The organism is Nocardioides sp., assembly GCF_035429765.1.
In the GTDB taxonomy this organism is placed as follows: Bacteria; Actinomycetota; Actinomycetes; order Propionibacteriales; family Nocardioidaceae; genus Nocardioides.
In genome coordinates this window covers 1,799-8,471 of the sequence record NZ_DAOMFK010000134.1, presented here as the reverse complement: position 1 = coordinate 8,471, position 6,673 = coordinate 1,799, and the positions used below count along the sequence as shown (strand labels likewise).

At 70.6% G+C, this 6,673-nt stretch carries 6 protein-coding genes; 1 reads left to right on the top strand and 5 read right to left on the bottom strand.

The features are described 5' to 3' along the window. The 5 genes from PLP61_RS12125 to arcD form a co-directional block, all read right to left on the bottom strand. Positions 1-1,155 (bottom strand): MFS transporter (locus tag PLP61_RS12125; protein ID WP_324502979.1); only part of this gene is annotated, 1,155 nt, incomplete at its 3' end. A gap of 132 nt (positions 1,156-1,287) precedes the next feature. Continuing rightward, the gene (gene arcC / locus PLP61_RS12120) at positions 1,288-2,199 is read right to left on the bottom strand and encodes a carbamate kinase (RefSeq protein ID WP_324502978.1); all 912 of its coding nucleotides are present in this window, start codon (positions 2,197-2,199) and stop codon (positions 1,288-1,290) included. A 19-nt stretch (positions 2,200-2,218) separates the two neighbouring features. Beyond that, positions 2,219-3,223: an ornithine carbamoyltransferase gene (locus PLP61_RS12115; protein ID WP_324502977.1), complete on the bottom strand. Its 1,005-nt coding sequence runs from the start codon at positions 3,221-3,223 to the stop codon at positions 2,219-2,221. Between the two features lie 52 nt (positions 3,224-3,275). After that, positions 3,276-4,535, bottom strand: a complete 1,260-nt coding sequence (locus PLP61_RS12110; RefSeq protein ID WP_324502976.1) for an arginine deiminase — start codon at positions 4,533-4,535, stop codon at positions 3,276-3,278. Between the two features lie 18 nt (positions 4,536-4,553). Further along, entirely contained in the window at positions 4,554-6,032 is a 1,479-nt protein-coding gene (gene arcD, locus PLP61_RS12105; protein WP_324502975.1) for an arginine-ornithine antiporter, read from the bottom strand. 147 nt (positions 6,033-6,179) lie between these two features. Between arcD and PLP61_RS12100 the strand changes: the two genes are divergently transcribed. Further along, entirely contained in the window at positions 6,180-6,659 is a 480-nt protein-coding gene (locus PLP61_RS12100; protein WP_324502974.1) for a CoA-binding protein, read from the top strand. Positions 6,660-6,673: the final 14 nt, after the last annotated feature.

The window sequence follows — 6,673 nt, the reverse complement described above, 5'->3', positions numbered from 1 at the left end:
GTGGGTCACGTCGGCGATCCGCGGCCCGCCGACGACCACGACCAGGAACACCCCCTGCAGCCGGCCGCGCACCTCGTCCGAGCCCGCCTCCTGGAGCATCGCCTGCCGGAAGGCGGCCGAGGCCATGTCGGCGGCGCCCCCGACCACCAGCATCAGCACGGCCACGGCGAGGAACGCGCCACCGGTGCCGCCGGCCGCCCCGGCTGCCAGCCCGAAGCCGGTCATCGCCGCGCCCCAGACCAGCACGGCCGAGACCACCGCGAGCCCCTGCCGCTCGACCCGCGAGACCCACCCCGAGAAGACCCCGCCGAGCACCGCGCCGGCCGGGATCGCGGCGAAGAGCAGCGCGAATGCCAGCCCGCCGCTCGCGGGGCCACCGAAGTCCACGTGCGCCATCTCCGGGAAGAGCGCCCGAGGCATGCCGAAGACCATCGCGATCAGGTCGACCACGAACGACATCAGCAGCACCGGGTGACCACGGAGGTAGGCGAGCCCGTCGATGACCGACCTCAGCCCCGGGCTGCCGGTGGCGCCCTCGACGGGGAGGCGAGGCAGCGCGACCACCGCCAGCAGCGTGGCGAGCAGACAGACGGTGTCGAGCAGGTAGAGCCAGGCGAAGCCCAGCAGCGGGATGAGTGCGCCGCCCAGCAGCGGCCCCGCGATGGCGCCGGCCGATGCCACGGTCATGTTCAGCGCGTTCGCCGCGGGCAGCAGCTCGGCGCCGACGAGCTTGGGCAGGATGGCGTTGCGGGTGGGCTGGTTGACCGCGAAGAAGGCCTGCTGCACGGAGAAGAGCCCCAGCAGCAGCCACACGTCACGGTTGCCGGCGACGGCCTGGACCCAGAACATCGCGCTGGTCAGCCCGATCCCCACCGTGCTGACCACCAGCAGCGTGCGCCGGTCCATGGTGTCGGCCAGCGCCCCGCCCCACAGGCCGAACACGACGAGCGGGACGAGACCGAACAGCCCGGCGAGACCGACGTACCCCGAGGAGCCGGTGATCCGGTACAGCTGGGCCGGCACCGCGACCACGGTGAGCTGGGCGCCGACCACCGTCACGATGTTCGCCGTCCACAGCCGGCGGAAGTGCGGCTCGGCCAGCGGCCTGGTGTCGGCGAGCAGCCGTCGACGCGAGGGTGGCCGGGGGCCGGTCAACTCGCCTCCGTGGGTCGACGCCCGGTCAGGGCTGGGGTCGGGTCGGGCGCTGCCACGCTACCGGTCGGGGCCGGGGACGCAGCCGGGTGGCCACCAGCTGGTGGCCACCCGGCCCGGACCGGATCTCCCGGCTCAGTGGGGGTTCGTGACGCGCGTCCCGGCTCGGTCGCCCACGATGAGGGCGATGTCGGCCAGCGACCCGATCACCGCCTCCTTGCCGGTGCGACGCACGAACTCACTCGCGGCCTGCACCTTGGGTCCCATGGACCCGGCCGGCAGGTCCAGTCCGGCCAGCTCGTCGGGGGTGACCCGCTCGAGCCGCTGCTGCTGCGGCGTCCCCCAGCCGGTGTAGACGCCGTCGACGTCGGTGGCGATGACCAGCATGTCCGCCTCCAGCTCCTGCGCCAGCAGCGACGAGGCGAGGTCCTTGTCGATGACGGCCTCCACCCCGTGCAGCTTGCGCTCCGCGTCGTACATGGTGGGGATGCCGCCACCGCCCGCGCAGATCACGATGGTGCCGCGCTCGAGCAGCTGCCGGATGGGACGGATCTCGAAGATCCGCTGCGGCTTGGGACTCGGCACGACCCGGCGGAAGTGGTCACCGTCCGGGGCGATGCTCCAGCCCCGCTCGGCGGCCATCAGCTCGGCGGTCTCCTTGTCGTAGATCGGGCCGATCGGCTTGGTGGGGTGGGCGAACGCCGGGTCCTCCCGGTCCACCTCGATCATCGTCAGCAGCGTCGCCAGGGGCTGCTCGAACGGCAGCAGGTTCCCGAGCTCCTGCTCGATGACGTAGCCGATCATCGCCTCGGTCTGCGCGCCGAGCACGTCGAGAGGGTAGGGCGCGACGTCGGTGTACGCCGCGGACTGGAGGGCCAGCAGGCCCACCTGGGGGCCGTTGCCGTGGGCGACGACGACCTCGTTGCCGGGCACCACGGTGGCGATCCGCTCGGCGGCCAGCCGGATGTTGGCCCGCTGGTTCTCCGCGGTCATCGGCTCCCCGCGCTGCAGCAGGGCGTTGCCGCCCAGGGCGATCACGATGCGCATCGGTCCTCTCCTCTCCTGCTCAGCCCAGCGCCGCGACGAGGAGGGCCTTGATCGTGTGCATCCGGTTCTCGGCCTGCTCGAAGGCGATGTTGGCCGGCGACTCGAAGACGTCCTCGGTCACCTCGATGCCGTTGCCCAGGTGCGGGTACTGCTCGGCGATCTGCCGGCCGACCTTGGTCTCGGAGTTGTGGAAGGCGGGCAGGCAGTGCATGAAGCGCACCCGCGGGTTCTCCGCGGCGGCCATCAGGTCCGGGTTGACCTGGAAGGGCATCAGCATGTCGATCCGCTCGCCCCAGGTCTCGATCGGCTCCCCCATCGACACCCACACGTCGGTGTGGATGAAGTCGACGCCGCGGACCGCCTCCTTCGGGTCGTCGGTGATCGTTACCCGGGCGCCGGACTCCTCGGCGAACCCGCGGCACATCGCCACGTGCTCCTCCGACGGCCACAGAGCCTTCGGCGCGCCGATGCGCACGTCCATCCCCAGCTTGGCACCCACCAGCAGCAGCGAGTTCCCCACGTTGTTGCGGCCGTCGCCCACGAAGGCGTAGGAGATCTCGTGCAGGGGCTTGCTGCAGTGCTCGGTCATGGTGAGCACGTCGGCCAGCATCTGGGTGGGGTGGAACTCGTCGGTGAGGCCGTTGAACACCGGGACGCCGGCGTACTCGGCGAGCTCCTCGACGATCGCCTGGGAGGCGCCGCGGTACTCGATCGCGTCGTACATCCGGCCCAGCACCCGGGCGGTGTCCTTCATCGACTCCTTGTGGCCGATCTGCGAGGAGCTCGGGTCGATGTAGGTGACGTGTGCCCCCTCGTCGTAGGCGGCCACCTCGAAGGCGCACCGGGTCCGGGTGGAGGTCTTCTCGAAGATCAGCGCGATGTTCTTGCCGGCGAGGCTCCGCCGGGCCACGCCGGAGTACTTCGCCCGCTTCAGGTCACGGGACAGGTCGAGCAGGTAGTGCAGGTCGCGCTCGGAGTGGTGGACCAGGCTGAGCAGGCTGCGGTTGCGGTTGTTGAAGGGCATGTCGGTTCCTCCGGTGTCCCGTCGGGGACGGTGTGTTCAGCAGGGTGTGGGATCAGTAGATGGGGTCGCGCAGGATGGGGCAGGTCATGCACCGGCCGCCGCCCCGTCCGCGGCCGAGCTCGCTGGCGGTGATGGTGACGACCTCGACACCCGCCTTGCGGAGCGCGGTGTTGGTGAGGATGTTGCGGTCGTAGCCGATCACCACACCCGGCTCGACGGCGACGACGTTGTTGCCGTCGTCCCACTGCTCGCGCTGGATGCCGTACACGTCTCCAGCCGTGGTGATCACCCGGAAGGACACTCCGACCGCCTCGCCGATGGTCTCCACCAGGCCCTTGGGCTCGCGCCGGATGTCCAGCCCCGAGGGCGTGGAGTCGTCCGGACGCAGGCTGAACGGCACGATCCCGTCGGTGACCGGCGGGTACGCCGTCACCAGGTCGCGGTCGCAGAAGGTGAACACCGTGTCCAGGTGCATGGCGGCGCGCATCTTGGGCAGGCTGGCCACGATCACCCGCTCCGCCGCACCCGCGGCGAACAGGTTGCTGGCCACCTGGGTGATCGCCTGGTGCGAGCTGCGCTCACCCATGCCGATCACCACGACCCCGTTGCCGACCGGCATCACGTCGCCGCCCTCGAGCGTGGCGGCACCGTGGTCGCGCGGCTGGCCGTCCAGGTCGCCCAGCCACACGTCGTACTCCGCGCCGGCGAAGGCGGGGTGGAACCGGTAGACCGCGGTCGTGAGCAGCGTCTCCTGCTCCCGGGCCGGCCAGTACATCGGGTTCAGCGTGACGCCGTGGAAGATCCACGACGTGTTGTCCCGCATGAACTGGGTGTTGGGCAGGGGCTTGATCACGAACCCCGGCCGGTCCAGCTCGCGGAACGCGGCCAGGAAGCCGCCCCCCACCTCGTCGGGCACGTCGCTGTAGGCGACGCCGCCGATGAGGAACTCCGCGAGACGGTCCGCCGGCATCTCGTCCAGCCAGCCCCGGATCTCGTGGGTGAGACCCGAGCCGACCAGTCCGTCGGTGATCTTGCGGTCCAGCAGCCAGGAGCGTGCCTCCGGCTCGCGCACCACGTCCTCGAGGAGGTCGTGCAGCTCCAGCACCTCGACGTCGCGCTCCTCCATCTTGGAGACGAAGTCGAAGTGGTCGCGCCGGGCCTGCTGGACCCAGATGACGTCGTCGAACAGCAGCTCGTCGCAGGTGTCGGGGGTCAGCCGCTGGTGGGCGAGCCCCGGCGCGCACACCAGCACGCGCCGCAGACGTCCCGCCTCCGACCACACGCCGACGCCGGTCTCAGGGTTGATCTTCATGGGGTTTCCTCTCGAGGGTCAGAGCACGGTCAAGGAGCCGTTGGCGAGCAGCACGACGGCCACGACCGAGGTCACCGCCACCACCGCCACGACGACCCACTCGGGCACGGTGAACACGGGCAGCCGGCTCTCGCGCCGCGCCCACACGTAGAACACGGTGCCGACCAGGTAGAACAGCGCCGCGATGTAGAGGTACTGCGTGCCGCCGGCGTAGACGAGCCAGACGGCGTACACCAGGCCCACCAGGCCGATCAGCATGTCGCGCACGCGCCCGTGACCGTCCTCGTAGGTCTCCCCGCGCACCGCCAGCAGCAGCTGGTAGCCGGCCGACCACAGGTAGGGCAGCAGGATCAGCGAGGTGGCGAGCAGCACCAGGTTGAGGTAGGTGCCCTCGTCGACGAGGGTCCACAGCAGCATCGCCTGGACGCACAGGTTGGTCAGCCACAGCGCGTTGGCCGGGGAGCCGTGCTTGTTCTCGTGCGCCAGCACCTTCGGCATCACGTGCTCCATGGCCGGAAGGCGGAGGATCTCCACGCACAGCATCACCCAGGCGAGCAGGGCGCCCAGCAGGGAGACGACCAGGCCCAGCGAGATGAACGCGGCGCCCCAGCTCCCGACCTGGTCCTCCATCAGGTAGGCCATCGACGGGTCGTCGAGCCCGGCGATCTTCGCCTGCTCCATCAGGCCGTAGGACAGCAGGTTGACCATCAGCAGCAGGGCCAGCACCCCGGCGAAGCCGAGGACCGTGGCCTTGCCCACGTCCTTGCGCCGCGCCGCGCGCTGGGAGTACACCGCAGCGCCCTCGATGCCGATGAACACCCAGACGGTGACCAGCATCATGTTCTTGACCTGGTCCAGGCTGGTGCCGAGGCCGGCGTTGTCGCCCCAGATGTCGGTGGTGAAGATGTCGGCCTGGAAGCCCACGAACGCCACCGCGATGAAGGTGAGGATCGGGACGATCTTGGCGATGGTGACGATGACGTTCACGAACGCGGCCGTCTGCACCCCGCGCAAGGTGAGCGCGTGCACCAGCCAGAGCATGATCGAGGCGCCGATGATGGCCGGGACGGTGGTCCCGCCGTCGAAGGCGTCGAAGAAGTAGCCCAGCGTGGAGAAGAGCAGGACGAGGTAGGCCACGTTGCCGATCCAGGCCGAGACCCAGTACCCCCAGGCCGCGGTGAAGCCGATGTAGTTGCCGAAGCCCGCCCGGGCGTACCCGTAGACACCGCCGTCGACCTCGGGCTTGCGCTGGGCCAGCGACTGGAACACGAAGGCCAGCATCAGCATGCCGACCCCGGTGATCAGCCAGCCGATCAGCAGCGGGCCGGGTGCCGCGGCACCGGCCATCTGCGAGGGCAGTGCGAAGATGCCGCTGCCGATCATCGAGCCGACGACGATCGCGGTCAGCGCGGCGAGGGTGAGCCCGGCGTTCGGGCCGGTGCTGGTGGTCTCGGGCGTGGTCGGGGTCGCCGACCGTTGGCCCAGGTCCTGACTCATGCAAGCCTCCTTGGGGACGCCGGGCTCGGGTGACCCGGCCGCTCTCGACCATACGCCGTTGTCGGACAACCGGACAGCGAATGCCTCGCAGATCACACTGGCACCACCCGGCCTACGCTGGAGGAGGACGGGACGAGGAGGAACGTCATGGTGGCGACCAGGCAGGCGGCGGAGGAGTTCCTGACGGCGCGGCGGATCGCGGTGACCGGGGTGTCCCGCAACGCCGGCGGGCACGGGTCGAACGCGGTGTACCGCCGGCTCAAGGAGCGCGGGTACGACGTCGTCGCGGTCAACCCGGCCACCGACGTGGTGGAGGGCGACCCCAGCTACCCCGACCTGGCGTCGGTGCCCGGTGGGGTCGAGGCCGTGGTGATCGGCACCCGCCCGGCGCACGCGGACAGCACCATGCGCGAGTGCGTGGAGCTGGGCATCACCCGCGTCTGGATGCACCGGCTGTTCGGCGAGGGCAGCGTGTCGGACTGGGCCACGGCGTACGGGCGCGAGCACGGCGTCACCGTCATCGACGGCGGCTGCCCGTTGATGTTCGGGCCGACCAGCGACCGGGGCCACAAGGTGATGTGCTGGTTCGCCACCAGGCGAGGGGCCGTCCCGCGCGAGGTGGCCTGAGCCGGCGCACCCGT

What these genes read in the sequence shown, in the direction of transcription:
- arcC (WP_324502978.1), bottom strand. Translation starts at nt 2,199, where the DNA reads ATGCGCATCGTGATCGCCCTGGGCGGCAACGCCCTGCTGCAGCGCGGG.
- PLP61_RS12115 (WP_324502977.1), bottom strand. Translation starts at nt 3,223, where the DNA reads ATGCCCTTCAACAACCGCAACCGCAGCCTGCTCAGCCTGGTCCACCAC.
- PLP61_RS12110 (WP_324502976.1), bottom strand. Translation starts at nt 4,535, where the DNA reads ATGAAGATCAACCCTGAGACCGGCGTCGGCGTGTGGTCGGAGGCGGGA.
- arcD (WP_324502975.1), bottom strand. Translation starts at nt 6,032, where the DNA reads ATGAGTCAGGACCTGGGCCAACGGTCGGCGACCCCGACCACGCCCGAG.
- PLP61_RS12100 (WP_324502974.1), top strand. Translation starts at nt 6,180, where the DNA reads ATGGTGGCGACCAGGCAGGCGGCGGAGGAGTTCCTGACGGCGCGGCGG.